The sequence below is a fragment of the Streptosporangium sp. G12 genome, from assembly GCF_052983175.1.
In genome coordinates, this window is the sequence record NZ_JBRIQO010000016.1 from 94,098 (window position 1) to 116,999 (window position 22,902).

Here is a 22,902-nt window from a genome sequence, read left to right on the forward strand (position 1 = left end):
GGCTTCCTGCCGCCGGGCGGCGCGCGCGTGGTCCATCGAGTACATCCCCGCCCCCGCGACGAGGAGGGTGAGGAGGGTGAGGAGGGCCACGGCGGTGGTCAGCAGGGTGATCTGTCCCCGGACGGATCCCGGCCTGCATCGGACGGCCCGCCTCGGCGACCTCGTCAGGGCCGGCTCCCGCCTCCGGCCTGTCCGCGTCAGGCGCAGGTGACGCCTGCGGATACTCGTGCGACCCGTCGAACCGGACGACCGTCCCTGGACAGGGCCGTCACCCACTCGCGGGGAACGGGTGCGGGGCCGGTCGGCGGGGTCGATCGCAGGAAGCGCACGAGGCGAACGGCAGGGCTTCGACAGACGGTGAGGCGGATCCTTCGCCCCGTGACACCGGCAGCCGTCATCACCGATCTCCCCGCACGCGGGCTTCCCGAAGAGCGACGTCTCCGAGGACGGGAAATCGGCCCGCCGCTCCCATGATCTGTCGGTCAGCAGACGCACAAGGGCCGTGGCGATCACCATCCACGTGATCAGGGTGATCAGGGGCCACATGAGTATCATCCAGTTGTCGTACGGGTCCGCCATTGCCATCCTTCTAGAAAACAGACTCAAGGGGGATGCCGGAGTTCCGAGGGGACCGGGGCCGCTACCGGCGGGCCTCCACCGCTGTCGCTCCCTCACGCGCCTCAGCCGAGGAGATCCTTTTTCGCGCCACTTCACCGGGAATGAGTGAACGGTATGAGCTTGGCCTGCGACCAAAGGCCGCCGTATCGCATATTTGTGCATGTTTGCACCTCTGCGCTCCACGCGTGCGACCACCGGTTTGGGGCTCGATTGGGGTGGACCTGGTCCCGGTTTTACGGACGTCCGAGGTCAGGTGTTCGCCCTCGCGGCCATGTCGCACGACGAAAAGCGCGGGAAGGACGAAGCCGGGCGAAGGCCTTGCACGCTTGAGCGGGCAACGGCTTTCTTCGCGAAAGTCACATCACAGAGGCCGGGGAACGCCGGGGAACATCGCGGGCCTTCCCTTCCGGCCCCGTACTTGACACGGCTGACATCTGGGTGGTTCATGGGCCTATGGGGCATTCATCCCGCCGTGACCGTGAAACTGCTGATGAGCCCGATCTCCATGAGTCGTCGTGGCCTGGTTGGCGTGGCCGCGCGCGGGAGTGGAAGCTTGTCGTCGGATTGCTGCAGGCGGCCAAGATCGGCCGGGGCGGGATCATACTGATCGAGGGCCGGTCGGGCGCCGGAAAGAGCCGTCTGCTCGACATGGCCGTCACCGCGGCGGCGAGGGCGGGGTTGGAGATCGCCCGGGGCGCGGCGGACGAACTGACCCAGCTGATACCGCTGGCCCCGCTGACATCGGCGCTCGGGCAATCCGGCCGTGCGCTTCCCGTAGACGATCACATGACCGTCTCCGGTCCGGCCGATCAGCGATTGCTGCTGGTGGAGCGACTACAAGGCCCCCTGGAACAGCGGGTGGCTCAAAAACCGATGCTCCTCACCTTGGACGACGTGCAGTGGGCCGACCCGATAACCCTGCTGGCGCTGCGATCGATGATCACAGATCTCGCCTCCTACCCGCTCGTCTGGATGCTGACCCGCACCAGCGGCAGCGGCGACGATCCCCGCCTCAACTGTCTGTTCGACGTGCTGGAACATGACGGCGCGAACCGGATCACGTTGGAGGCACTGGACAGGCGAGCAGTGGCGGACGTCGTCACCGATGTCCTCGGGGCAGCGCCCGAGCCGGACGTGCTGGCCCTGGCCGACATGGTGGGCGGCAACCCCTTCCTGCTCGTCGATCGCCTGGAGAAACTCAGAAGCGAGGGCGCCTTCCAGATCACCGACGGTCACGCACGGATGGTCTCGGCACGGCTGCCGTGTGCTCAGGCGGTCACGCAGGAACGCCTGGAGGAGTTGTCCGCACGGACCAGGCATGCGCTTCAGTGCGCCGGAATCCTGGGCCGTTCGTTCCTGGTGAGGGATCTGACCGAGATGCTCGGCGAATCGACCGGCGCCCTGCTGCCGGTGCTGGAGGAGGCGATGTCGGCCGGCATCGTCGAACCCGCCGGGGATGAGCTCACCTTCCGGCACGATCTGCTGTGGCAGGCGGTGGTCGGAGCCATCCCCGCCCCCGTACGCCTGGCCCTGCACCGCGATGTGGCGGAGATGCTGCTCAACCGAGGCGGATCGGCTGTTCCCGCCGCCGCGCATCTCATCCGCAGTGCCGGTCGCGACGATGCGTCCGCACTCCTCGGACTGGACCAGGCGGCGCGGGAGGTGCTGCGGTCCTCACCTCAGACCGCCGCCGACCTCGCCATGCGGGCGCTCGAACTCAGCGACTCCACCGACCCTGACTGGTTCGACCGCGCCACCACGGCGGTCGACGCCCTGACGGTCATCGGACGGCTGTCCGAGGCGGCCGATCTCGCCCGTGCCGCACTCCGCAGGGCCCCGCCCCTCCAGGCCCCTCGCCTCCGATGCGCGCTGGCGCACATCCTGGTCCTGAGCGGCCGGCCGGAGGATGCGGTACCCGAGGCCGAAACCCTGCTCGCCCGGCAGGACCTCCCGGACGACCTTCGCGGCATCGCCGAATGGGCGATGCTCTGGGGGCTCTTCTGCCTGAACGACTTCAGGGAAGGACGGCGACAGGCGGAAGCCGTTCTGGCCGACCGCGAACGGCACGCCGATGCCGCCGTCGTCGGAGCTCTCCTGCTGCTCGCCCGGTTCGCCGTGGTCGATGGGCGGATCGCCGACTCGTCCGCGCATCTTCGCGAAGCCCTGCACATCACCGACAGCGGCACCGCCGAAGCCATCCAGCGCCCGTACACGCGCCTGATACTGAGCCTCCACTACAGGGCCGTACGTCAGTTCGACGAGGCCGACATCGCCATCCAGGCCGCCGAGGAGGAGATCAACGACCTCGGGCTGACCGTGCTCGCCGCGCAACCCGCGCTGTTTCGCTCCGTTCTGAAGCTGACCGCCTGTCAATACGATGACGCCGCCGCCGAGGCCCAGGCCGGGAGAATGATCGCCGAGGGGCTGGGCACGCACGGGTTCATCCGCGTCGGGCTGTCCGTCCTCGCGTTCATCGCCATGTGGCGGGGTGACATCGACGCCGCGGCCGGGCACATCGAGCGCTTCCGGTCCATCCACGCCGCGCCCGAGATGTTGTTCGGGACGGTGTGGGAAAGGTGGGTGATGGCGGCGGTGGCCGAGGCTCAAGGTGACCCCGGGCGGGCGATCGACATCCTCCGCACCATCTACACCGATGAGGAGGAGCGGCGCTGGGCACTGATCACGACGCCTCTCACCGCCGCCTGGATGACCCGGCTGGCGCTGGCCACGGCGAATCGTCCGTATGCGCAGGTCATCGTTGACACGGCCGAGTACCTGGCCCGGAACAACCCGGATTTCCCCGTCTTCGCCGTCACGTTCGCCCATGTCCGCGGCATTTTCTACCAGGACCCCGGCGCGTTGGCCTCCGCCACCGATCAGCCTGAACCGTGGGCATGCGCCTCGGCCGCAGAAGACCTGGGCCTCTTGTGGGCCGGCGTTTCCGGCGCCGACGCCTTCGCGAAGGCCGTCGGCAGCCTGGACGAGGCGCTCGACGGCTACGAGCACATCGGCGCGCTCCGGGACGCGGCCCGCGTGCGAGCCCGGCTGCGGACACTCGGCGTACGGCGCCGCCACTGGGCTCGATCCCAGCGGCCGTCTTTCGGATGGGACAGCCTCACCGACACGGAACGCGCGGTGGCCGGCCTCATCGCCCGAGGCATGACCAACCGCCAGGCCGCCGAGCGCATGTTCCTCTCCCCCCACACGGTGTCCACCCACCTTCGCCGGATGTTCGGCAAACTCGACATCGCGTCCCGTGCCGAGCTGGCTCGCATCGTCGCCGAGAGATGCCCCGACCTCCGCGAGGGCGCTTAGGCCCGATGGCTGAGATCACGGTGTCGAGAGGCCGGCCCAAGCGGCCGGCGCGAACCTGTCGCCCGGAGCGACGTCGTGGTGGCAGGCGATCGCTCCCGGTCACGTCCCGAACGCGATCGGCAGGGCCGGAACCGCCGGCCGCCTCGTGACTCGACGACCGTCGAGTCACGGCGTCACGCGGGACACCGGGACGGCCGGACGCGCCTCCCCGTCAGGCGTGGGCGAGGTGCCGGACCGCCTGGCGGCCGTGGCCGAGGGCCCGCCCGGCGATGAAAGCCGACATCGCCACGCTGACCGCCGCGCTCGCCGCCACCGCTGCCGCGAAGGAGGCCGTGACCCCCTCGGCACCCATGAGCATCAGGACGGCGATCGGCAGCCAGGCCAGGGCGGTGGCCCCGGCGGCGACGGCGAGCAACCGGCCGGCGGCACGGACGCCGGGGGCGAGCATGGGGTCCCCGGCCGCCTTCGAAGGCAGCGCCAGGAGGAAGGCGAGCATCATCGGCACGAAGAAGCCGCCGGTCATGGCGTTGCCGAAGGCTCCCATCGGAAACCCGGAGCCCAGGAACACCATGCTCACGTACAGCCAGCCGAACAGCGCCGCTGGAACCAGGCACAGGGGCGCGAAGGCGATCACCTCGAAGGGGGCGGAACGCTCGCTGCGTCTGATCACCCTCACCGCGTTCGCCAGCAGCGGGAGCATCGCGAGCACGGCGATCACCGGTGCCGTCGTGAACACCGTGGTGCTCACGACGGCCAGCGGCTCCGCGACCGGCCCGTGCTCCAGAGCGTGCGACCACGTGGCCTCCAGGCTGGCCACCTGCCGGATGCCGGGGTTCCAGAGGTAGGTGAGCGTGATGCCGCCGACGATCAGCACGGCGGCGCGCGGAGTTCGCACGGCGGAGCCTCCTGGGATCAGGTCACGGTTGATCCGGGCGTCGAACGCGCCCGCGAGGAGATCGGCCACCGTGCGAAGCCGCACCGGGCGCGCCTCGACCAGCTCGCGGACCTCCTCCTCGTAGCGCCTGCGCCACGCCCTGGGATAGAGCCGCAGCACTCCGACGGCCAGCGCCCGCATCATGACGACCCCCAGGCGACCCCCGCGCGCCTGGCGCCCGTCTGCTCGATGCGGCGCAGCGTCGCGAGCTGCTCGGTGAGCGCGCTCCTGCCGCCCTCCGTGAGCCGGTACGGCTTGCGTCGCTCGCCGGAGGCGACCTGCTCGATCCAGTCGCGCTTCTCCAGGCGCATGAGCGCCCCGTAGAGGGTGCCGGGCTCCAGAGCCGTCCCGGAGAACCCCTCGATGTCCTGGATCATCCGGTAACCGTGTTTGTCGCCCTCGGCGAGGCTGATGAGCACGAGCAGTGCCACGTCGGTGAAGCGCCCGAGGTCCTGTGTTCGACGTCCCATCTATTCAGTAAAACTTAGTAAGTTGGACTAAGCAAGGGTGCCGGTGCGCCCGCCGTCGGTGACCGGTGAGGGAGACGGCGGGCGCGCCGGGAGGGCTCAGAGCCCGAGCTTGGACAGTTCGTCGCCGGTAAAGGTGAGCTTCACGACGGGAGAGGTCTCGTCGCTCATGAAGGCGTAGAAATCGAGGTCCCAGAAGGGGTTGGGAGGCTCACCCGGAACGGCGTCCTTGACCCCCTGGACGCCGGGCGTGCCGCTCTTGTGGCGGGCGTACCACTGGTCGACGAAGAAGCAGTCGGGACCGTAGGTCCTGATGTCGCCCACATCGCCCTCGGCGCGTCCCACGACGACGTAGGCGTGCCCGGCGCCCCCGGTGGTGTCGCGGAAGTTGACCAACTCCACCTTGACGCCCGAACCGAGTAGCTTGGGCTGGTCGGCCAGCATCCCGATGACGCAACAGGCGAAGAGCGTGCAGTTGGCGCTGGCGAGCCCGCGGTAGTTGGCCCGCCCGGTCGCGACGTACCCGCTCCTGAGCTTCTCGCGGGCCTCGGCGAACGTGGACTGGGTCACCGGCCCGCCGAGCCCCGCCTCCTTGCCGATCGCCGGCAGGCGCACGGGCTTGAGGTCGGAGAACTGCTGCCCGTCGGGAATGATTTCTGGAACGTTCCCACCACCGGCCGCGATTTGCAGCTTCTTGATGACGACGTCGTCGTCCAGCAACTGCGGCCAGGGGTTCCACAGCTTGGCCGTGGTCATCTTCGTCTTGGCGATCGCCGCCTGAACGGCCGCCATCCGTGCCTGCTTCGGGGTCGCGTGCGTGGACTGACTCATGGTGATCTCCCAATTACTTTTCCGGAGGAACCATGACACTTCCACCGCGTTTCCCCGGCGGCAACGGGATGGCCTTTTGTGGCCAGGACAGGGGCGTCCGCGAGATCCGGGCGGAGTCACCCGGCCACGCTCACGTCTCACGGACGGGGCCAAGAGTGCCGCGGGGGCGGCGGGTCAGACTCCGGCGGACCGTCCGGTGAGTGTCACGATGCCGGGTCGCGCCCGCGGCGGCCCGGCCTCGTGGACGCCGGTGGACGTCAGAGGCGGTAATCCCAGCCGAGCATGCCCGCGCGCAGGTCGCCGGCGAGGCCGCGGACGTAGTCGAGCTCGGCCTTGAGCACGGCCCGCTGGTACTCGGACTCCACCAGGAAGACCCGGGACAGGAATCTCCCGCCCTCGGTCAGGTCGGTGTCCAGCTCCGACAGCCGCGTCTCCAGCGAGGTCAGTCGCTCCTCGAGCGCGGCACGGACCTCCTCGGGCGGCAGCACGACCATGAAGGCGAGCGCGGCGGGGAACTCGGGGAACTCGCGGGCCCGCGTGGAGAGCATCGTCCGCATCCACTGCCGCAGCGTGTCGCGGCCCGCCTCGGTGGGCTCGTAGACGGTCCGCTCCGGGCGGTTCTCCTCGCGCGAGGTCTCGCGGACCGCGATGAGCCCGTCGCGCAGCAGCCGGTCGATGGTCTGGTACACGCTGTTGCGCTGCGCGACGTTGACCACGTCGTCCTTGTGCCGCTCCCTGATCAGCCGCTGCATCCGGTACGCGTGCATCGGCGCCTCGGCGACCAGCGAGAGCAACGCCATGGCCAGTGGAGATCGCCTCGTCGACATGGCGAACATCGTAGGGCTCGCCGCGTAATGGTCATTTTATGTATAGTCATTTTATGACTAAAAAAGCATTGATCGTCGGCGGAGGCATCGCCGGTCCGGTGACGGCCATGGCCCTGCGGCGCGCGGGCGTGGACTGCGAGGTCTTCGAGGCGTACGACCGCGGTTCGGAGGGCGTGGGCGTCTTCCTCACGCTCGCGGTCAACGGGATCGAGGCCCTGCGCCTCCTCGACCTGCACGATCTCGTCAGCGACCTGGGCATGGACTCCCCGCGGATGCTCATGCTCAACGGCCGGGGCAGGCCGCTCGCCACCACCCGGCAGCCCAGCCGGACCCTGAAGCGCGCCGACCTCTACCTGGCGCTGCGCGACGAGGCCGTACGGCGCGGGGTGCGGATCCACTACGGCAAGCGCCTCACCGACGCCTCGGCCACCGCGGACGGGGTGCGGGCGGTCTTCGCCGACGGCGGTACGGCCGAGGGCGACCTGCTGGTCGGCGCCGACGGGCTCCACTCGCGCACGCGCACGATCATCGACCCCGGCGCTCCCCGTGCCCGGCATGTCGGGCTGCTGAACACGGGCGGTTTCGCGGACGGTGTGGAGGTTCCCGGCGAGCCGGGGACGTACCACTTCATCTTCGGCAAGAGGGCCTTCTTCGGCTACCTGGTCCATCCGGACGGGCAGGTGTGGTGGTTCGCCAACCCGCCGAGTCCGAGGGAGCCGGCTCCGCAGGAGCTCGCGGCGGTCACCCCGGAGGGGTGGCGCGCCACGCTGACGGAGCTGTTCAGGGACGACACCGGGCCGATGCTCGACATCATCGGCGCGACCGACCACATCCCGGCCGGATGGAACACCTACGACCTCCCGACCGTGCCGAAGTGGTTCGACGAGCGCATGGTGATCCTGGGCGACGCCGCGCACGCGACCTCGCCCTCGTCGGGCCAGGGGGCGTCCATGGCGATCGAGGACGCGGTGGTGCTGGCCAAGTGCCTGCGTGACGTCCCCGGCACCCCCGACGCGTTCGCCGCCTTCGAGAGGCTGCGGCGAGACCGGGTGGAGCGGATCGTGGCGCACGGCAGGCGCAGCGGGAGCGGCAAGGCCCCCGGAGCCGTCCGCGCCTTCCTGCGCGACCTCACGCTCCCCGCCATCATGCGGCAGGTGGACAGGAGGAACGCGCTGGCCTGGATACACGACCACCGGATCTCCTGGGACGACCCGGTACCCGCGGCGTCCCGCTGAGACGCGGGCGGCCGGTCAGGGCGCGGTGATGGCGGTGCCGCGGGCGAGGAGCAGGACGACGTCGACCGCGGCGACGGCGATCGCCGCGGCGAAGGGGACGCGCGACGAGCCCCGGCCCAGTGCCAGTCCTCCGGCGGTGAAGGCCCCCGCCGCCGCCAGGGCGGCCCAGCTTCCCGCGCCCGGCGGCTCCGGGGGCCCGAGGACGAGCAGGGCCGTCGCGGCCAGCAGGGGCAGCGGGATCAGGAGGCGGACGCGGGCGGTGCCGAGCCGCTGCGGCCAGCCGCGGACCCCGCCCGCGAGGTCCGCGGGGATGTCGGGAAGCACGTTGGCCAGGTGCGCCCCGCAGCCGAGCAGCGCCGCGGCCGTCACGGCCCACCAGGCGGGCCACGGGTGTCCCGGCAGGCCCAGGGTCACGAACCCCGGCAGCGAGCCGAACCCCACCGCGTACGGCAGCCAGGACAGCGCGGTCGCCTTGAGCCCGAGGTCGTAGGCCCACGCCGCGGCGACGCCGGCCAGGTGGACGGCACCGGCGGCGGGACCGGAGGCCAGCGAGAGCGGCACGCACAGCGCCAGGGCCGCGAGAGCGGCGACCCACACCGTGCGGACGCCCACCGCTCCGGAGGCGACGGGCTTGCCGGTGCGGCCCGCGGCGGCGTCCCGCGCGGCGTCCACCGCGTCGTTGCACCAGCCGATCGAGAGCTGTCCCGCCAGCACGGCCGCGGCCACCAGGGCGCACCCGGCCGCGTCGCGCCCGCTCGCGACGGCCAGCGCGGTCACCAGGGCGGTGACCGCCACGGTCGGTCCCGGGTGACAGGCCAGCAGTAATCCCCGTACGGCCCGGAGCGACGGCCCGGGGCCCAGGCGCGATGGCCGACTCCTCGTCACGGGTCGATCGTAGGCGGGAACCTCACAAAGCGCGGGCACCCTCTCGGGCCGTTCCCGCCCTCACGTCCCGGCCCGCCACCTCGCGGAGCCGGGGCCGGAGACGGGCGGGCCGGAGACGGGCGGGGCCGGGGCGAGAGCCGAAGGCGGAGCGCGGCTCCCCCGCGGACCGGAACCCCGCGGAAGGCGGGCGCGGAGGGCTTCGTGACGCATGCCACACGCGCAGGTGGGCAAAAGGGAGTTGTCCGCTGTTCGCGAGCCGGGAGTTACCAGATGACGCGAATCGTCGCTGTCCGCGGCGCACTCCCGCCGAACCGCCACTCCCAGGCAGAGATCACCGACGCGTTCGCACGAGCGTGCCTTCCCAAGGGTGCCAGCCGCCTGTTGCTCGACAGGCTGCACGCCTCCGCGCGGGTGGAGTCACGGCACCTGACACTGCCGCTCGAACGGTACGCCAAGCTGGACGGCTTCGGCGCGGCCAACGACGCCTTCGTGGAGACGGCCGTGGAGCTGGGCGCCGAGGCGGTGGGCGGTGCGCTGCGGGACGCGGGGGTCCTCCCCGAGGACGTGGACATGATCCTCTTCACCTCGGTGACCGGTGTCGCGGCGCCCTCGGTGGACGCCAGGCTGGCCGGGCGGCTCGGGCTGCGCCCGGACGTCAAGCGGGTACCGGTCTTCGGCCTGGGCTGTGTCGCGGGGGCGGCCGGGATCGCCCGCCTCCACGACTACCTGCGCGGCTGGCCGGACCATCTCGCGGTGCTGCTCTCGGTCGAGCTGTGCTCCCTCACCCTGCAGCGCGGTGACGCCTCCATCGCCAACATGGTCGCGAGCGCCCTGTTCGGCGACGGGGCGACGGCCGTGGTGGCCTGCGGCGACGAGTGGCGGCCACGGCGTACCGGATCCTCCGCGACCTCCCGTGCCGCCGCCGGGGCGAACGGCGCGTCCGCGACCACGCGGCCCGCGGGACCCGCGGGCTCCTCCCCGCCGAACAGCGCGCCCGCCGCGCATCACCGGTTCCCCCTCTCCGGAGCCTCCGCGTCCTCCTCGTCCCCGGCGCCCTCGGGGTTCGCGAGGTCCTCCCCCGCGACCGGCGCGCCCGTGACGCACCGGCCGCCCTCCGAACCGGCGGGAACGTACGAGCTCCCGGAGCCGCCGGTCACGATGACCGGGCCGACGGTGGTGGCCTCGCGCAGCCACCTGTATCCGGAGTCCGAGCACGTGATGGGCTGGCACGTCGGCGACACCGGCTTCCGCGTGGTGCTCGACGCGAGCGTCCCCGAGGTGGTGCGCACCTATCTGGCGGACGACGTGCACGGCTTCCTCGGTGACCACGGCCTGAGGGTCGAGGACGTGACGGCGTGGGTCTGCCACCCGGGCGGCCCGAAGGTCCTGGAGGCGGTGGCGGAGACGCTGCGGCTTCCCGAGGGCGCGCTGGACCTCACCTGGCGCTCGCTCGCCGCGATCGGGAACCTGTCCTCGTCCTCAGTCCTGCACGTCCTGCGGGATACGCTCGCCCTGCGGCCACCACCGCCGGGCACGCCGGGACTCCTCCTCGCGATGGGGCCGGGCTTCTGCTCCGAACTCGTACTGCTGCGCTGGTAGGAGCCCGATGTCCTGGCATCTGTCGTCCTGGTACCTGCTGCTCGTGCTGCTCGTCGGCTTGGAGCGCGTCGCCGAGCTGGTCGTCGCGCGCCGCAACGCGCGCTGGAGCATGGCGCGCGGCGGGGTGCTGTCCGGGCAGGGCCACTACCCGTGGATGGTCGCCCTGCACACCGGCCTGCTCGCCGGATGCCTGTTCGAGGCGGGCCTGGCCGACCGGCCCTTCGTGCCCGCGCTCGGCTGGCCGATGCTCGTCCTGGTGGTCGCCGCGCAGGGCCTGCGCTGGTGGTGCATCACCGCGCTGGGCCCGCAGTGGAACACCCAGGTCATCGTGGTGCCCGGTCTGCCGCTGGTGGAGCGCGGCCCCTACCGGCTGCGGTGGCTGCGCCACCCCAACTACGTCGCGGTGGCCGTCGAGGGGGCGGCGCTGCCCCTGGTGCACACCGCGTGGGTCACCGCGCTGGTGTTCACCGTGCTCAACGCCGCGCTGATGGTGGTGCGGATCCGCTGCGAGGAGGACGCCCTGGCCTCGCTCGCCACGGCTCCCGCCACCGGGGCGGCGGGAGCCGCGCCGCCGCAGGACGTGCCACCCTCCACCGCGCCGCCGGAGGACCTGCCGCCCTCCGACGTGCCGCCGTCCTCCGGCAGGGCCCCGGCGTGATCGACGTCCTGATCGCGGGCGGTGGGCCGGCGGGTCTGGCCACCGCCATCCACGCCGCGCTGGCCGGGATGGAGGCGGTCGTCGTCGAGCCCAGGGCCGTACCGGTGGACAAGGCGTGCGGCGAGGGGCTGATGCCCAGCGGCACCGCTGCCCTGGGGTCGCTGGGGGTGCGGGTCGAGGGCAGGCCGCTGCGCGGCATCCGCTACCTGGACCGCCGGTACGCGGTGGAGGCGGCGTTCCGCGACGGGCCGGGCCTGGGCGTGCGGCGGACCGCGCTGCACGCCGCGCTGGCCCGGCGGGCGCGGGAACTGGGCGTGAAGGTCGTGCCCGGCAAGGTGGACGGCGTGCGGCAGGACGGCGGCGGGGTCGAGGCGGCGGGGCTGCGTGCCCGCTGGCTGGTGGCCGCTGACGGCCTGCACTCCCCGCTGCGCGCCCTGCTCGGGCTGGAGCTGCCGGGGCGCGGGCCGCGCAGGTACGGGCTGCGGCGGCACTACCCGGTCGCGCCGTGGACGGACTTCGTCGAGGTCCACTGGGCGGCGGACGGCGAGGCGTACGTGACGCCGGTGGGCGAGAACCTGGTGGGCGTCGCCGTGCTGAGCTCGCGGCGGCGCGGCTACCCGGAGCACCTGGCGGACTTTCCCGCGCTCCTGGAGCGGCTGGAGGGACCGGCGGCGACCCCGGTGCGCGGGGCGGGACCGCTGCGCCAGCGGGTACGCGCCCGGGTGGCCGGGCGGGTGCTGCTGGTCGGTGACGCGGCCGGCTACGTCGACGCGCTCACCGGGGAGGGGGTGTCGCTCGCGCTGACGTCCGCGCGGTTGCTGGTGGACTGCCTGCGGGCCGGTGCCCCCGGGTCGTACGAGGCCGCCTGGCTTCGGCTGTCCCGGCGGCACCGGCTGCTCACCGGGGCGCTGGTGGGCACCCGCCGGTACCGGACGGCGGGGCGGCTGATCGTCCCGGCCGCCCGGCGGATGCCCTCCCTGTTCGGCGCGGCGGTGCACGCCCTGGCCTGACCTGGAACGCCCTGGCATGGCCCGGCATGGCATGGCCCGGCATGGCATGGCCCGGCACGTCTCTGGCCCGGCCCGGCCCGATCTCGCCGGCCGCCCGGCCCTCCGTCTCGACCCGGCCGGCCTAGCGCGAGACCTTGTGAACGATGCCCAGCCTGGGGGCGTAATGGTTCGTGCCCTGGAAGCGGATCCGCCACTCACCGCCCGTGCGATCGCCCACGGTCCGGGCGAAACGTCCCCGGGAGTCGGTCGTGGCGCCGGCCACCCTCGTCCATCCGGCCTTCTCCCCCGGCCGGTGCAGGATCTCGACGGGCTGGCCGGGGAAGGGCGCGTAGTCGAGGGCTCCCTGCGGGTCGACCCGGTTCAGCACCCCCGTCACCCGCACACCCGAGTTCCCCCGGACCGCCTCCACCCCGCCGAACCTGGTCAGGCGCTTCAGCAGGAAGCCCGTGTGCCCGGTGACCTCGGCGCCGTCCGCGCCCCTGGCGGTCACGGAGACCGTCCAGGGTCCTGCGGGGTACCAGCGGCTCAGGCTCTTCTCCGGGGCGAACCGCCAGGTCACCCAGCCCTCCCCCGGCCTGGAGACGATCTTCCCCGCCGTCGCCACGGCCGAGCCGGGAGCGAGGCGGGCGGCCACGACCGGGCCGGGCGCCAGGCCGGGCGCGAGGGCGGGCCCCCGTCCGGGTCCCGGCCGGGCGGGCGTCCCGCGGCGGGGCGCGGTGACGGGGAAGGACGTGCCCGCCGAGGCGGGAGGCGCGCCGGGCTCGACCTTGATCCTCACCCCCTCGGGGCCGGTGACGCCCCGGGCCACCACCTCTATCACCATGCGTACGGAGTCGGCGGGCCCGACCACGGGGGTCGTGGGGTGCAGGGTCACCGAGCGGATCGTCAGGTCCTCGACAGCGGCGGCGGCCGGGGCTCCGGCCGGTGCCGGCAGGGTCACTGCCCCGGCCGCCAGGGATGCGAGAAGAACTCTCATCGTCATGATCAAGACGCTATGAGGCCACCGGTAACAAGCAGGTAGAGGACACACGCCCCGTTGGGCAAAGCGAGAGCCGCCCGCCGGGGAAAGCCCCCGGGGCCCCCGAGGCCCGGCCGCTCCCCGGCCGCGAGACCGGCACGCCGGTGGGATCGCCGTCGCCGGCCGGACGCCGGTGAGCGCCCCCGTGCCGACGCCGCCGCGCCGGCCGGTTCGAGCCCGGTCGTAGGGCTCCTCCGGCCGGCGTGCGGGGCCATCGGGGTGACCGATCCGAACAGGTGGGTCTCCGGCGACGGGCGTCCGCGGGTCTCAGGCCGTGAACCTCTCCCGCACCTCGGTGATCACCGTGCGGCTGTTCAGCAGGAGCATCGACGCGAACACCGAGGCCAGCAGCACAGGCAGCGCCTCGGAGGCGATCAGCGTGAGACCCGCCGCCAGGACCAGCAGGCAGGCGTTGCCCAGCGAGGCCCGGGGGGAACGGGTGAGGAAGTACACGGCCAGGCGGGCGACGTCCCGAGCGCGGAACGCGAACAGGGAGGTGATCACCAGCACGTTGGCGATCCAGAGGGTCGCCGCCACGGCGATGAGGACCGACGGCACGGCCCACCATCCCTGGACGCCGGCGGTGGCGAGGTTCGACCCGATGACGGCCAGCCACAGCAGCCACGGGATCCAGAGCTTCACGACCCCGCGCAGGTTGGCCCGGTAGCCGCGCCAGAATGCCGCCCCGGGATGGAGGTCGGTGAGGTCCAGGCGGCGGTGGTGCAGCGCGTAAAGCGCGGCCGAGAGCGCCGGGCCGGCCGGGATCAGGCAGAGCGCGGCCAGCGGGATGTTGGTGGCGTCACGGCCGAGCAGGACGAGCCCGATCAGGCCGGGCACGGTGGTGAGCAGGAACAGCAGCTCGACCACCAGCAGGGTGTAGACGAGCGCGGAGGCGCGGGCGAGGGGCCCTTCGCCGAACCGGTGCCCGGCCGTCGTGTCGGTCATCAGGGGAACTCCGCGTCGGTCGTGCCGTCGGATGGGTCGCTCGGACGGGTCGGACGGGTCGGACGTGCCGTTGGACGGGTCGGTCGTGCAGGGGAGGCCGGGGCGCCCGTCGGTGGTACGAGCGCCACCGGCCCGCAGGGGGTCAACCGTGCTTCTGCTTGAACCGCTCGTAGGCGCCGTTCATCATGTTGACGAAGGAGGTCATGTTGTTGGCCTCGAGTTCCTTGACGTAGGCGCCCCACTCGCCGAAGTCGCGTTTGCCGAGGATGAACTTGAGCGTGTTCTGGGTGACGTGGTCCTTCAGCGGTGTCTGCCACAGCGTCACCTGCTCGCGCTCCTCGTCGGTGAGCGGGTGCGGGGGCGGCACCGGCAGCGGCTTGCGGGAGTTCATCTCCTTCTGGAACGCGATCTCCTCCTCGGAGAAGGTCGACTGCAGCAGCTCGGTGGGCCCGCCGTAGGCGAAGACGCCGTTGGAGAACCCGAAGTCCTTCTGCAGGTGCTTGGGCGCCTTGGGGTTGAGCCCGACGAAGTCGACGTCGGAGGCGAGCTTGTACTTCCCGGACGCGTCCTTGGTGTGGGTGACCCCCTCGACCCCCCACTTGGCGAACGCCTGGCCCGCGTCGGAGTACCAGAGCCAGTCGACGAACTGCATCATGGCGACGAAGTTCTTGCTGTCACGGGCCTTCTTGGAGATCATGACGCCGTTCTCCAGGCGGGTGTTGCCCGCGCCGTACTTGATGGGTCCGAGCGGGCCGACGGGCAGCGGGATCTTGACGAGCCTGGCCTCCGGGTTCGCCTTCTCCAGCGGCGGCCGGTACTCGTTGACCAGCGTCTGGGCGTTCGTGCCGATCACGAAGGACTTGCCGGACACCAGCTTCTGGATCGCCAGGTCGTCGGTCTGGGTGAAGCTCTCCGGGTCGAGCAGCTTCTCCTTCACCAGCGTGTGGAGATACTCCAGCATCTGCCGGTACTGCTCCGTGGCGCCGGTGAAGGCGAACTTCTGGATGTTGGGGTCCCACACCACCCCTTCCCCGTAGCCCCAGCCGCCGGGGGCGCCGTAGGAGACGCCGACGATGTTCAGCAGGTTGGCACCAGGCGTGAGGGTTCCCCAGCGGTCGGAGAACGGGTAGGAGTCGGGATACTCCGCCTTCAGCGCCTTCAGCATGGTGCGTAACTCCTCCCAGGTCTCCGGGATCTCGAGCCCGTGCTTCTCCAGGATGTCCGCGCGAACCGCCAGGGAGTAATCCACCCAGTGGTCCTGGTGGAGGCCGGGCAGGAGGTAGAAGCGGCCGTCCTCCTGCCGGAGCGTGTCCAGGTCGGCCTGGAGGTTCCACTTGGCGACCTTCTCCTTGAAGTTCGGCATCAGGTCCAGGTAGTCGCTGACCGGCAGGATGGCGCCGGAGGCGACGAAAGGGGTCTCCTGGGCGGGATAGGTCTTGGGGATGATGAGCGGGGCGTCACCCGCGCCGATCACCAGGCTGCGTTTGTTCTCGTAGTCGCTGAGCGGCACCACGCTCGGCTGGAGGGTCACGTTGGTCCGCTTGCCGAGCTCGGACCAGAACAGCCAGTCGTTCTTGATCGGGTAGAACGGGTGGTTGTTGTACAGCACGGTGAACGACAGCGGCGCGGCGGCCTTGAACTGGGCGCCGGCCCCGTAGCCGGGCATCGCGCCCTCCCGGTTCGCCGCCAGGTTGTCGGCCTGCTTCTTGGTGTCGTCACTGCCGCAGCCGGCCAGGACGGCGAAGGTACCCATCGCGACCATCGCCTGACGCCGGTTCATCTGGTACATGGAAGTCCTTTTTCTCGGATTTCTCGGAAACGGGTGGGAGGGCGACCGGGGTGACAGAGGCCGGCGGGAGTACGGCTATCCCTTGACCGCGCCGAGCGTGACCCCGGTGACGAAGTAGCGCTGGACGAAGGGGTAGATCCCCAGGATGGGCAAGATGGTGAGCACCGTCGTCACCGCCTTGATGTTGGCGGCCACCGTCATGTTCATCGCGTCGGCGCCCACCGACGACGCGCCGGTGGCGCCGGCGATCAGGTTGCGCAGGAAGACGGTCACCGGGAAGAGATCGGACTGGCTCATGTAGAGGAACGCGGCGAACCACGAGTTCCAGAACGCGACGGCGTAGAAGAGCACCATCGTGGCGATCACCGCCTTCGACAGCGGCAGCACGATCCGCAGCAGGATGCCGTAGGTGTTCATGCCGTCGATCGCGGCGGCCTCCTCCAGCTCGACCGGCAGCCCCTCGAAGAACGCCTTCATGATCAGGAGGTTGAAGACGCTGATGGCGTTCGGCAACACGATGGCCCAGATGCTGTCCTTCATCCCGAGGCTGGTGATCAGCACGTAGTTGGGGATGATGCCGCCGGAGAAGAACATGGTGAAGACGGCGATCCCGATCAGGAGCCTGCGGCCCTTGAGATGCCTCTTGGACAACACGTAGGCGTAGCAGGTGGTCATGAACATCGCGATCGCCGTGGCCACGACCGTGTACACCACGGTGTTGCGGTAGTTCGTCCAGAACGTCGGGTCAGAGATCACGTACTCGTACGTCGACAGGGTGAAGCCGCGGGGTATGAGGTTGACCTGACCCGAGCGGATGGCGGTCTCGTCGCTCAGCGAGCGGGCGACCACGTTGACGAAGGGGTACAGGGTCACGATCACGACGCCGGCCAGAACGACGGCGTTGACCGCCTGGAACACCCGATGGCCCCTGCTCACGTCCACGCTCACCACAGGCTCGTCCCCACCGTGCGCCGGGAGATCAGGTTCGCCGACAACACCAGGATCAGCCCGATCAACGCCTCGAACAGGCCGATCGCCGTGGCGTAGCTGAAGTTGTTGGACACCACGCCCATCCGGTACAGGTACGTGGAGATCACGTCCGCGGTCGGGTACGTCAGCGGGTTGTACAGCAACAAGACCTTCTCGAACCCGACCGCCATGAACGCCCCGATGTTCAGGATCAGCAGGGTGACCGCGGTCGGCCGGATGCCGGGCAGCGTCACGTGCCAGGTCTGCCGCCACCGGCCCGCGCCGTCGATCCTGGCCGCCTCGTACAGCTGGTCGTCGATGGTGGTCAGCGCGGCGAGATAGAGGATCGTCCCCCACCCGACGGTCTGCCACATCTCCGAGGAGACGTAGATCGTCCGAAACCACTCCGGCTGCTGCAGGAACGAGATGGGGTCGTCACCCGCCACGCGCAGGATCTGGTTCACCGGCCCGTCCACCGACAACAACTCGATGACCAGGCCGGCCACGACCACGATCGACAGGAAGTGCGGCAGGTAGGAGATCGACTGGACGAACCGCCTGAGGCGCCGCTGCCGCACCTCGTTGATCAGCAGTGCGAGCACGATCGGCATGGGAAAGCAGAACAGCAGGGTCAGCGCCCCCAGCACCAGCGTGTTGGTGAACACCTGCCAGAACGTCGGGTCGTTCAAAAACATCCGCACGTAGCGCAGGCCCGCCCACTCCTCGCCCAGCACGCTGCCGCCGGGCTCGAACTTCCGGAAGGCGATCACGTTGCCGATCATCGGCAGGTACCGGAATATCGCGAAGAACAGCAGCGGGAGAACCGCCAGCGAGTACAGCTGCCAGTCGCGGCGCAGCGCCTGACGCCAGGTACGACCCGGAGCGCGCCTCCCCCGGACGGGATCGGACGTCACCTCACCCGGATCAGGAGTGCCGGATGACACCTCGACCGTCCCGGTCGCGCTCATCCCCGCGTCTCCGGTGCCGGCCGGTGAACGCGTGCCGGCGGCCGCGGGCGTCGCCGGTGGACCGCCTGTTCGCTCATGCCATCCCTTCGACCGGCGACGGCGTCACCCGAGGCCGTCGGCCGTGAATCAATCGGAGTTGTGAGGCTGAAACTTTCAATGCGGTTTATTAATATTGCGGAAATATAAGCGGCTGGTAGAGGTGAGTCAAGGGAGGTGTCAACAGACTTATGACGAGGAAGGTCTTCCTCGTTCTCACTCGCAGCTCAACGTCGTGCGAACTCGGCGCACTTATTTACTCGAAATGTTTCGGAGCCGATGTGCAGCCAGCGTCCCTGTCATCCGGCGGCGAAAGGTTTCGGCTCACGGTGCCGGAACAGCGTTCCTCGCCCGTGCCGGGACGGTGCCCCTCGCCCGTGCCGGTCCTGCGGCCCGCTCATCGCGGCCCGGCGCCGGACCGGGAGGGTCGGCGGGCCGCCTTTCGTGAGCGGCCTCCCGGGCGACGCACGCCGGGGAACCCGGGGCAACGGGAAGCCGGGGAACGCCGGAAAGGGGAAAAGGGGAACCCGGCGCCCGGCGACGGCGGGCGCCGGGCGGCTCGTGGGCGGCTCGCGGCCTCCTCGTGGTCGGCTCTCGTTCGTGCCGTGTGATCAGCCCTCGTACATGCCGTCGATGATCTCCGCGTACTTGGCGTGGATGACGCGGCGCTTGAGCTTCAGGCTCGGGGTGAGCTCCGTGCTCTCGGCCGTCCACTCCACCGGCAGCAGCCGCCAGCGCTTGATCTGCTGGACGCGGGCCAGCTTCTCGTTGGCGACGGCGATCGCGCCCTCGACGGCCTTCAGGACGTCGGGGTGCTCGGCGAGGTCGGCCAGGGTGGTGAACGAGACGCCGTTGGCCTGCGCCCAGCCGGGGGCCACCTCGCCGTCGAGGGTGAGGATCGCCACCGGGTACGGCCTGCCGTCGCCGTAGGCGAGGGCCTGGCCGATGAGCGGGTGCTCCTTGAGATGGCTCTCGATGTTGGCCGGGGAGATGTTCTCGCCCCCGGAGGTGATGATGATCTCCTTCTTGCGGTCGACGATGCTGACGAAGCCGTCCTCGTCGATGGAGCCCACGTCCCCGGTGTGCAGCCAGCCGTCCTCGTCGAGCAGCTCGGCGGTGGCCTCGGGCCGTCCGAGGTAGCCGCGGGTGTTGGCCGGGCTGCGGGTGATGATCTCGCCGTCGTCGGCGATCCTGACCTCGACGCCCGGACCCGCCTGGCCGACCGTGCCGAGCTTGTAGCGGTCGGGGGCGTTGGCGGTGAACGCGCCGGTCGTCTCGGTCATGCCGTACACGTCGAGGACCCGCAGGCCGAGGCCGGCGAAGAAGCGCTGGACCTCCAGCGGCATCGGCGCGGCGGCGGTGGCGAGCCAGCCCGCGTTGTCGAAGCCGATCATCGACCGGATGATCGACAGCAGGGCGGCGTCGGCCTGCTCGTAGGCGGCCAGGACCTCGGGCGAGGGGGTGCGCCCGTACTGGTTGGCCTCGATGTAGGCGAGCCCGGCGGCCATCGCCTGGCGCACGCTCTCCTGCTGCTCCTCCGGCTGGGTGGCGAGCAGCGCCTGCAGGCGGGCCATCATCTTCTCCCACACGCGCGGCACCCCGAAGAACAGCACCGGCTTGACCTGGCCGAGGGTGGCGCCGAGCTGGGCGAGGTCGGTGCAGAAATGGGTGTGGGAGAACTTGAAGAGCGGCAGGTAGAGGCTGAGCACCCGCTCGGCGATGTGCGCGTAGGTGAGGTAGGAGATCTGGGTGCCGTTGCCGGGCAGGTCGGCCATCCGGTTGGTGGCCACGACCTCGAAGAACACGTTGGAGTGGGTCAGCGGCACGCCCTTGGGGTTGCCGGTGGTGCCGGAGGTGTACAGGACGGTGAGGACGTCGTCGGCGGTCACCGCCTGCCAGCGGGCGTCGACGGCGGCGGGGTCGGCGGCGAGTCTTTCGCGGCCGAGGGCCAGGAAGTCGTCCCAGGAGACGAACCGGTCGCCGGCCGGGGCGCCCTCCAGCACGATGACCTTGCGAAGCTCGGGGAGGTCGTCCAGGACCGGCTCCCACCTGGCCAGGTCGGCCGGTCCGCCGAGCACCGCGATCCTCGCCGCGACGTCACCGGCCACGAACGCCACCTGCTCGGGGGCGAAGGTCGAGTAGACCGAGCAGGACACGGCGCCGGCGTGCACCGCGCCCAGATCCGCCAGCACGTGCTCGCTGCGGTTGACCATCATGAGCGCCACCGCCTCGCCGGGCTCCAGCCCGAGGGCGGCGAAACCGGCGGCGATCTCCAGGACCCGCTGCCTGGCCTGGGAGTAGGTGAGGGTGGACCAGCCCCCCTCGACCGGGTCGGAGTACGCCGGCGCGTCGGGATTGCTCTCCGCCGCCTCCTTCAGCTGACCACAGACCGTACGGCCCGCGATCTCCCTCTCGATCGCCGCCCGCTCCTCAAGGACACCGGCCATGACGCGCCTCCAGAAAGTGCTCACTTGCACGAGTGGCATGCATCGCACCACACGCCGTTCCCCTTGGACAAGACCCTGAAAGGGAGAAGAAACACCACATCGCGTAACCGGCTTTCCCGTCCCGCCGGAAGGCGTACATAGAGTTAGCCTCTGATCACGCGATGACGTTCGGGGGGACGCATGCCATCGGGAAGACGAGCTCGCGAGAAGACCTTCTTCGGGCACCCGCGCGGCCTCGCCACGCTGTTCGGCACCGAGATGTGGGAGCGCTTCAGCTGGTACGGCCTGCGGGCCATCCTCGCCACCTTCATGGCCGCCTCCCCCGCCACGGGCGGCCTCGGGCTGACCGAGCAGACCGCCCAGGCGATCATCGGCATCTACGGCGCCCTCATCTATCTCGTCGCCCTGCCCGGCGGCTGGATCGCCGACCGGATACTCGGCGCCCGCAGGGCGGTGCTGTGCGGCGGCTTCGTCATCATGTGCGGCCACATCAGCATGGCCATCCCCGTCAGGACCGGCGCCTTCGTCGCGCTCGGCCTGTTCCTCATCATCATCGGGACCGGGCTGCTGAAGCCCAACATCTCCACGATGGTCGGCAAGCTCTACCCTCAGAACGACGACGCGCGCAGGGACGCGGGCTTCTCGATCTTCTACCTCGGCATCAACATCGGCGCCTTCATCGCCCCCATCGTGGTCGGCCGGCTCGCCGAGGGCGACCGCTGGCACCTGGGCTTCGGCGCGGCGGCGGTCGGCATGGCCCTGGGCCTTCTCCAGTACGTGCTGGGCAGGCGCCACCTCATGGGCGTGGGCGAGCGGCCGGGCCACCGGATGACCCCGCGCGAGCGCCGGCACTTCACCCTCGCCCTCGTCGTGGCCGTCGTCGCGGCGGGCGGCGCGCTGGCCGTGTGGGGGGCCTCGGGCACCTTCAGCCTCGACACCTTCGCCCTGGTGATGACGCTGCTCATCGTGGCCGTGCCGGTGCTCTACTTCGGCTACATCCTGCTGGGCAGCCACAACCTGACCGACGACGAGCGCTCCCGGATGAAGGCCTACGTCTGGCTGTTCGCCGCGGCCGCCGTCTTCTGGATGGTCTACGACCTGGCGCCGACCGTGCTGCTGTTCTTCGCCCAGAACAACACGGACCTGTCGCTGTTCGGCCTGCGGATCACCCCGGCGACCACGCAGGCGTTCAACCCGCTGTTCATCATGATCTTCGTGCCGGTCTTCGCGGCGCTGTGGATCCGGCTGGGCAACCGGGTGACCGCTCCCCACAAGTTCTCCGTGGGACTGTTCGTCAACGGCCTGAGCTTCATGATCATGGCGCTCGCCGCCATGCTGGCCCAGAGCGGGAGGATCTCGGTGTGGTGGCTGGTGCTGGTCTACCTCGTCCAGGTCTTCGGGGAGCTGGCGCTGAGCCCGGTCGGGCTCTCGGTCACCACCAAGCTCGCACCCGAGGCGTTCAAGAGCCAGATGCTCGGGCTGTGGTTCCTGTCCTTCTCGGTGGGCGACGCGGTGGGCGGGCAGACGGGGCGGTTGAAGAACTACATGTCGGAGCCCGCGTACTTCCTCACCCTCGCCGCGATCTCCATCGTGGCGTCGCTGGTGCTCCTCGCCTTCGCGGGCAGGCTGCATACGATGATGCGCGAGCACCGGGCGCCGGACACGGCCCCGTCGCGCTGACCGTCCCGCCGACCTCATGGAAAGCGCATATATCCGGTCATGGGATGATTTATTCGTGAATCATGTGCTCGATCTCGTCGGGATCTTCGTCTTCGCCCTCTCGGGCGCCCTCGTCGGCGTGCGCAGGCGGCTCGACGTGGTGGGCATGACCGTACTGGCCGAGATGACCGCGCTGGGCGGCGGGATCGCGCGCGACCTGATCCTGAACGTGCCGCCCGCGGCCTTCTCCAGCGTCGGCTACGTGGTCGTGCCGGTGCTTGCCACGGTGATCGTGTTCTTCTGGCATCCGCAGGTCGAGCGGGTGATGCCCGCGGTGAACGTGTTCGACGCCGCGGGGCTCGGCCTGTTCTGCGCGGTCGGCACCGAGAAGGCGATGTACCTCGGCCTCTCCCCGCTGCACGCGACCCTGCTCGGGGTCACCACCGCGGTCGGCGGCGGCATCCTGCGCGACGTCCTCGCCGGGCAGATCCCCACCCTGCTGTACGACCGCCAGCTGTACGCGGTGCCCGCCATGCTCGGCTCGGCGCTGATGGCGCTGCTCTACACCCTCGACCTGCACGGCTGGCCGGCCACGCTGGCCGCCGCGTGCCTCGCCTTCGGGCTGCGGATCGCGGCCGTGCGGCTGGGACTGCGGGCCCCGCTGGCCAGGGGCGTCACCTCCGACTGAACCA

18 protein-coding genes are annotated in these 22,902 nt (G+C 70.6%); 7 read left to right on the forward strand and 11 right to left on the reverse strand.

Translation table 11 applies throughout. The annotated features are described in order from the left end of the window. Positions 1-1,071 precede the first annotated feature (1,071 nt). On the forward strand, positions 1,072-3,933 hold the full coding sequence (locus ACVCAG_RS24345) for a helix-turn-helix transcriptional regulator (protein ID WP_447190333.1): 2,862 nt from the start codon (positions 1,072-1,074) through the stop codon (positions 3,931-3,933). A 211-nt stretch (positions 3,934-4,144) separates the two neighbouring features. On the opposite strand, the gene ACVCAG_RS24350 is transcribed toward ACVCAG_RS24345, so the two are convergent. From ACVCAG_RS24350 to ACVCAG_RS24365, 4 genes are all read right to left on the reverse strand, one after another. Then, on the reverse strand, positions 4,145-5,011 hold the full coding sequence (locus ACVCAG_RS24350) for a hypothetical protein (RefSeq protein ID WP_447190334.1): 867 nt from the start codon (positions 5,009-5,011) through the stop codon (positions 4,145-4,147). Next, positions 5,008-5,337 (reverse strand): helix-turn-helix transcriptional regulator, encoded by a 330-nt coding sequence (locus tag ACVCAG_RS24355; RefSeq protein ID WP_440084938.1) that lies wholly within the window; start codon positions 5,335-5,337, stop codon positions 5,008-5,010. The genes ACVCAG_RS24350 and ACVCAG_RS24355 overlap by 4 nt, the downstream gene beginning before the upstream one ends. Positions 5,338-5,433: 96 nt before the next feature. Then, positions 5,434-6,165: a hypothetical protein gene (locus ACVCAG_RS24360; protein ID WP_440084939.1), complete on the reverse strand. Its 732-nt coding sequence runs from the start codon at positions 6,163-6,165 to the stop codon at positions 5,434-5,436. Positions 6,166-6,422: 257 nt separating this feature from the next. Further along, on the reverse strand, positions 6,423-6,992 hold the full coding sequence (locus ACVCAG_RS24365) for a helix-turn-helix transcriptional regulator (RefSeq protein ID WP_440084940.1): 570 nt from the start codon (positions 6,990-6,992) through the stop codon (positions 6,423-6,425). Positions 6,993-7,045: 53 nt separating this feature from the next. On the opposite strand from ACVCAG_RS24365, the gene ACVCAG_RS24370 reads away from it, so the two are divergent. Further along, on the forward strand, positions 7,046-8,227 hold the full coding sequence (locus ACVCAG_RS24370) for an FAD-dependent monooxygenase (RefSeq protein WP_440084941.1): 1,182 nt from the start codon (positions 7,046-7,048) through the stop codon (positions 8,225-8,227). A 15-nt stretch (positions 8,228-8,242) separates the two neighbouring features. Here ACVCAG_RS24370 and ACVCAG_RS24375 read toward each other — a convergent pair whose 3' ends face one another. After that, positions 8,243-9,112 (reverse strand): UbiA family prenyltransferase, encoded by an 870-nt coding sequence (locus tag ACVCAG_RS24375; protein ID WP_440084942.1) that lies wholly within the window; start codon positions 9,110-9,112, stop codon positions 8,243-8,245. 270 nt (positions 9,113-9,382) lie between these two features. Between ACVCAG_RS24375 and ACVCAG_RS24380 the strand changes: the two genes are divergently transcribed. The 3 genes from ACVCAG_RS24380 to ACVCAG_RS24390 are packed head-to-tail and all read left to right on the forward strand — an operon-like array spanning position 9,383 to position 12,379. After that, positions 9,383-10,711, forward strand: coding sequence for a 3-oxoacyl-[acyl-carrier-protein] synthase III C-terminal domain-containing protein (locus tag ACVCAG_RS24380; RefSeq protein ID WP_440084943.1), 1,329 nt, complete (start codon positions 9,383-9,385; stop codon positions 10,709-10,711). A gap of 7 nt (positions 10,712-10,718) precedes the next feature. After that, positions 10,719-11,369: an isoprenylcysteine carboxyl methyltransferase family protein gene (locus ACVCAG_RS24385; RefSeq protein ID WP_447190335.1), complete on the forward strand. Its 651-nt coding sequence runs from the start codon at positions 10,719-10,721 to the stop codon at positions 11,367-11,369. Then, positions 11,366-12,379, forward strand: coding sequence for an FAD-dependent monooxygenase (locus ACVCAG_RS24390; protein WP_440084945.1), 1,014 nt, complete (start codon positions 11,366-11,368; stop codon positions 12,377-12,379). The genes ACVCAG_RS24385 and ACVCAG_RS24390 overlap by 4 nt, the downstream gene beginning before the upstream one ends. A gap of 121 nt (positions 12,380-12,500) precedes the next feature. Here ACVCAG_RS24390 and ACVCAG_RS24395 read toward each other — a convergent pair whose 3' ends face one another. The 6 genes from ACVCAG_RS24395 to ACVCAG_RS24420 form a co-directional block, all read right to left on the reverse strand. Further along, positions 12,501-13,361 (reverse strand): hypothetical protein, encoded by an 861-nt coding sequence (locus tag ACVCAG_RS24395; protein ID WP_447190336.1) that lies wholly within the window; start codon positions 13,359-13,361, stop codon positions 12,501-12,503. A gap of 303 nt (positions 13,362-13,664) precedes the next feature. Next, positions 13,665-14,342 (reverse strand): DUF624 domain-containing protein, encoded by a 678-nt coding sequence (locus ACVCAG_RS24400; protein ID WP_440084947.1) that lies wholly within the window; start codon positions 14,340-14,342, stop codon positions 13,665-13,667. Positions 14,343-14,484: 142 nt separating this feature from the next. Continuing rightward, the gene (locus tag ACVCAG_RS24405) at positions 14,485-16,122 is read right to left on the reverse strand and encodes an extracellular solute-binding protein (RefSeq protein ID WP_440084948.1); all 1,638 of its coding nucleotides are present in this window, start codon (positions 16,120-16,122) and stop codon (positions 14,485-14,487) included. Positions 16,123-16,206: 84 nt separating this feature from the next. Beyond that, positions 16,207-17,079: a carbohydrate ABC transporter permease gene (locus tag ACVCAG_RS24410; protein WP_440084949.1), complete on the reverse strand. Its 873-nt coding sequence runs from the start codon at positions 17,077-17,079 to the stop codon at positions 16,207-16,209. Beyond that, positions 17,076-18,068, reverse strand: a complete 993-nt coding sequence (locus ACVCAG_RS24415) for an ABC transporter permease subunit (protein WP_440084950.1) — start codon at positions 18,066-18,068, stop codon at positions 17,076-17,078. Before ACVCAG_RS24415 ends, ACVCAG_RS24410 begins: the two co-directional genes overlap by 4 nt. A gap of 647 nt (positions 18,069-18,715) precedes the next feature. After that, the gene (locus ACVCAG_RS24420; protein ID WP_440084951.1) at positions 18,716-20,551 is read right to left on the reverse strand and encodes an AMP-binding protein; all 1,836 of its coding nucleotides are present in this window, start codon (positions 20,549-20,551) and stop codon (positions 18,716-18,718) included. A 180-nt stretch (positions 20,552-20,731) separates the two neighbouring features. On the opposite strand from ACVCAG_RS24420, the gene ACVCAG_RS24425 reads away from it, so the two are divergent. Both ACVCAG_RS24425 and ACVCAG_RS24430 read left to right on the forward strand, forming a co-directional pair. Then, positions 20,732-22,231 (forward strand): oligopeptide:H+ symporter, encoded by a 1,500-nt coding sequence (locus ACVCAG_RS24425; RefSeq protein ID WP_440084952.1) that lies wholly within the window; start codon positions 20,732-20,734, stop codon positions 22,229-22,231. A gap of 55 nt (positions 22,232-22,286) precedes the next feature. After that, on the forward strand, positions 22,287-22,898 hold the full coding sequence (locus ACVCAG_RS24430) for a TRIC cation channel family protein (protein ID WP_440084953.1): 612 nt from the start codon (positions 22,287-22,289) through the stop codon (positions 22,896-22,898). The last annotated feature ends 4 nt before the right edge of the window (positions 22,899-22,902 follow it).

Excerpts from the sequence above, each read along its gene's own strand:
- ACVCAG_RS24345 (WP_447190333.1), top strand. The coding sequence starts at position 1,072 with ATGGGGCATTCATCCCGCCGTGACCGTGAAACTGCTGATGAGCCCGAT.
- ACVCAG_RS24350 (WP_447190334.1), bottom strand. The coding sequence starts at position 5,011 with ATGATGCGGGCGCTGGCCGTCGGAGTGCTGCGGCTCTATCCCAGGGCG.
- ACVCAG_RS24355 (WP_440084938.1), bottom strand. The coding sequence starts at position 5,337 with ATGGGACGTCGAACACAGGACCTCGGGCGCTTCACCGACGTGGCACTG.
- ACVCAG_RS24360 (WP_440084939.1), bottom strand. The coding sequence starts at position 6,165 with ATGAGTCAGTCCACGCACGCGACCCCGAAGCAGGCACGGATGGCGGCC.
- ACVCAG_RS24365 (WP_440084940.1), bottom strand. The coding sequence starts at position 6,992 with ATGTCGACGAGGCGATCTCCACTGGCCATGGCGTTGCTCTCGCTGGTC.
- ACVCAG_RS24370 (WP_440084941.1), top strand. The coding sequence starts at position 7,046 with ATGACTAAAAAAGCATTGATCGTCGGCGGAGGCATCGCCGGTCCGGTG.
- ACVCAG_RS24380 (WP_440084943.1), top strand. The coding sequence starts at position 9,383 with ATGACGCGAATCGTCGCTGTCCGCGGCGCACTCCCGCCGAACCGCCAC.
- ACVCAG_RS24385 (WP_447190335.1), top strand. The coding sequence starts at position 10,719 with ATGTCCTGGCATCTGTCGTCCTGGTACCTGCTGCTCGTGCTGCTCGTC.
- ACVCAG_RS24395 (WP_447190336.1), bottom strand. The coding sequence starts at position 13,361 with ATGACGATGAGAGTTCTTCTCGCATCCCTGGCGGCCGGGGCAGTGACC.
- ACVCAG_RS24400 (WP_440084947.1), bottom strand. The coding sequence starts at position 14,342 with ATGACCGACACGACGGCCGGGCACCGGTTCGGCGAAGGGCCCCTCGCC.
- ACVCAG_RS24405 (WP_440084948.1), bottom strand. The coding sequence starts at position 16,122 with ATGAACCGGCGTCAGGCGATGGTCGCGATGGGTACCTTCGCCGTCCTG.
- ACVCAG_RS24415 (WP_440084950.1), bottom strand. The coding sequence starts at position 18,068 with ATGAGCGCGACCGGGACGGTCGAGGTGTCATCCGGCACTCCTGATCCG.
- ACVCAG_RS24420 (WP_440084951.1), bottom strand. The coding sequence starts at position 20,551 with ATGGCCGGTGTCCTTGAGGAGCGGGCGGCGATCGAGAGGGAGATCGCG.
- ACVCAG_RS24425 (WP_440084952.1), top strand. The coding sequence starts at position 20,732 with ATGCCATCGGGAAGACGAGCTCGCGAGAAGACCTTCTTCGGGCACCCG.